Source organism: Reyranella sp. (genome assembly GCF_050185545.1).
Classification (GTDB): Bacteria; Pseudomonadota; Alphaproteobacteria; order Reyranellales; family Reyranellaceae; genus Reyranella.
On record NZ_JBFWZI010000358.1, the window covers coordinates 1 to 3,022 of the forward strand.

At 68.0% G+C, this 3,022-nt stretch carries 3 protein-coding genes; all 3 read left to right on the forward strand.

Going from position 1 to position 3,022, the window contains the following annotated elements:
* Window positions 1-145: 145 nt before the first annotated feature.
* The 3 genes from AB7O82_RS37980 (at window position 146) to AB7O82_RS37990 (ending at window position 2,886) form a co-directional block, all read left to right on the forward strand.
* Window positions 146-1,324 carry an aminotransferase class V-fold PLP-dependent enzyme gene (locus AB7O82_RS37980; RefSeq protein WP_428621928.1) on the forward strand — a complete coding sequence of 393 codons (1,179 nt, stop codon included), beginning with the start codon at window positions 146-148 and terminating at the stop codon, window positions 1,322-1,324.
* A gap of 141 nt (window positions 1,325-1,465) precedes the next feature.
* Entirely contained in the window at window positions 1,466-2,239 is a 774-nt protein-coding gene (locus AB7O82_RS37985; RefSeq protein ID WP_428621930.1) for a class I SAM-dependent methyltransferase, read from the forward strand.
* A gap of 317 nt (window positions 2,240-2,556) precedes the next feature.
* A complete protein-coding gene (locus AB7O82_RS37990) occupies window positions 2,557-2,886 on the forward strand; it encodes a hypothetical protein (protein WP_428554299.1) in 330 nt (109 codons plus the stop codon).
* The last annotated feature ends 136 nt before the right edge of the window (window positions 2,887-3,022 follow it).

The window sequence follows — 3,022 nt, forward strand, 5'->3', positions numbered from 1 at the left end:
CTGCGCACGAAGGTGACGGGCAGGATATCGCCGGCATGAGCAATGCTAAGTTGCTCGGGCTCGGGCACCGCTTTAGGCAGGACGAAACGAAGCACCGCGCCGGACAGCGACATGCATCGCATCATACAGCAAGGGACCAACTGACGTGAGCCTCGATCTCGCCCGACTGCGCGCCGAAACGCCCGGCTGCGCCCATGTCCTGCATCTCAACGCCGCCGGGTCGGCCTTGCCCAGCAAGCGCACGCTCGACGCCACGCTCGACCATCTCCGGCTCGAGGCCGAGATCGGCGGCTACGAGGCGGCAGCCAAGGCGGACGCAGAGCTCGAAGGCTTCTATCCATCGATCGCCCGGCTGATCGGCGCGGCGCCGGACGAGATCGCCTTCATCGAGAACGCCACCCGCGCCTGGGACCTCGCCTTCTACTCGCTCGCGTTCAAGCCGGGCGACCGCATCCTGACCTGCGTCAGCGAATATTCGTCGAACTACATCTCCTATCTGCAGGTGGCGCAGAAGACCGGCGCCGAGATCGTCGTGGTGCCGGACGACAATTACGGCCAGATCGATCTCGGCGCCCTCGAACGGGCGGTCGACGGGCGCACCAGGCTGGTGTCGGTCTCGCACGTGCCGACCCAGGGCGGCCTCGTTCAGCCGGCCGAGGCGATCGGCCGGATCACCCGGCAGGCCGGCGTGCTCTACCTGCTCGACGCCTGCCAGTCGGTCGGCCAGCTGCCGGTCGACGTCGAGAGGATCGGCTGCGACTTCCTGTCGATGACCGGCCGCAAGTACCTGCGCGGCCCGCGCGGCACTGGCTTCCTCTACGCCAGGCGTGCCACGACCGCGCATATCGAGCCGATCTTCCTCGACAACCACGCCGCCAAGTGGACCGACGACAACGCCTACACGGTGCGCGACGACGCCCGCCGTTTCGAGAACTGGGAGCGCTACTTCGCCGGCGTGATCGGCCTCAAGGCGGCCGCCGACCAGGCCAACGAGCTCGGCATGGAGCCGATCTGGAGCAGGCTGCGCCAGCTGGCCGACGGCCTGCGCGGCCGGCTGGCGACGATGAAGGGCATCACCCTGACCGACCTAGGCGAGGTCAAGGGCGCGATCGTGACTTTCGCCGTCGCCGGCGCCGATCACGTGGCGCTGCGCGACCGGCTGCGCGCCCAGGCGATCAATGTCTCGGTCTCGACCCAGTTCTCCTCGCGCCTGGATCTGAAGGGGCGCGGCCTGGTCAACGTGATGCGGGCGTCGGTGCATGTCTACAATACGGAGGAGGAGCTCGACCGGTTCGTGGAGGCATTGCAGGCGGCGATTGGGTAGTTTCCTTCCAAATCCGGGGAGGTGTCGCGTCATGCGCGACGGAGGGGTCATGGTCTTCCGGACCGCGGGCGTCTCGCCCGCTCTTCCCATTAGCGGGCGATACGCCCGCGGTCCGCATGAGTCATCGGGGAGGACGTGATCATGACGATCGATTTCCATGCCGAGGCCAATCGCGACGCCTACACCGGCCGGCACGCCTCGCCGGGCTGGGGCGATGCGATGCGCGAGATCGTCGATCCGGTGGGCAAGCGGGTGGCGGACGTCGGCTGCGGCGGCGGCATCTATTCGCTGGGCTGGCACGAGCTCGGCGCCATCAGCGTGGTCGGCGTCGACTTCTCCGAGCAGATGGTCGCGGCGGCGCGCGAGCAGTCCGCCGGGCTGTCGGACATCTCCTTCCATCGCGGCGAGGCCACGGCGACCGGCCTGCCGGCGCACAGCGCCGACATCGTCTTCGAGCGGGCGCTGATCCACCATCTGCCGAGCTACGACGCGTGCTTCGCCGAGGCCCGTCGCGTGCTCGTTCCCGGCGGAACCCTGATCGTCCAGGACCGCACGCCGGAGGACGTGGCGCTGCCCGGCACTTCCGAGCATCTCCGGGGCTATTTCTTCGAATGCTTCCCGCGCCTGCTCACCGTCGAGAAAGCGCGGCGGCCGAGCGATGCCGCCGTGCGCGGCGCCCTCGGCGCGGCGGGCTTCCGCGTCATCGAGAGCCGCTCGCTGTGGGAGGTGCGCAAGACCTACGCGAGCCGCGATCTCCTGCGCGAGGACCTGGCGGCGCGCACCGGACGATCGATCCTGCATGATCTCGACGATCGTGAGCTCGAAACGCTGATCGCCTACGTCGAGGCACGGCTGCCGGCCAACGGTCCGATCGTCGAGCGGGATCGCTGGACCGCGTGGAGCGCCATCGCCTGACGGCCGGTGGTGCATTCGCCTCTGGGCGCGCTCGTCATTTTCCTCTCCGGCGTCGCTGCCAGAGAGTGGACACATCTCTTTTCCCTCCCCCGTCATCGACCGTCATCGGGGGAGGTGCGAATGCCCTGCGTAAGACGGGGCAGGGATTCGAGACGCTTGAAGGAACTCTTCCGTGCCCCTGATCACGCCCGCCGCCTCGTGGCTCAATCTGGCGCCAAGGTGGGGGACAGTGCGTGCGCAAAGTTGAGCTTCATCTTTCGCCCGGCGGGAAATGAAATACTCCTCACCGTTCGCGCCGACCTGGGGGAGCAAAGATCATGATGGTCAAACGTTGCTGGTCGCTGATTGCCCTGGCGGCCTCGGCGCTTCTGCCCGGCGCGCCGGCCACGGCGCAGTCCGTCCTGCGCGTCGCCCCCGAGACCCTGTCGCGCATCCTCGATCCGCACTTCACGACGTCGTTCACGCCGCGCGGCCTCGGCTACCTGATCTACGACACGCTGTTCGCGGTCGACGACACCTTCACGCCCAGGCCGCAGATGGTCGAGCGCTACACGGTGAGCCCGGACAAGCTCACCTACGCTTTCCGCAAGGAGATCGCCGCGCTCGACGCAGAGTTCGGCTACGCGACGGCGGCGCCCGCGGTGTAGGGCCCTTCTCCTCCCCAGCGGAGCTGGGGAGGTTTCGCCGTCATACGGCGACGGAGGGGTCATGGCTCATGTGGACCGCGGGCGTCCCGCCCGCTCATGATCATGATCATGAGTAAGAGCGGGCGGGACGCCCGCG

What these genes read in the sequence shown, in the direction of transcription:
- AB7O82_RS37985 (WP_428621930.1), top strand. Translation starts at nt 1,466, where the DNA reads ATGACGATCGATTTCCATGCCGAGGCCAATCGCGACGCCTACACCGGC.
- AB7O82_RS37990 (WP_428554299.1), top strand. Translation starts at nt 2,557, where the DNA reads ATGATGGTCAAACGTTGCTGGTCGCTGATTGCCCTGGCGGCCTCGGCG.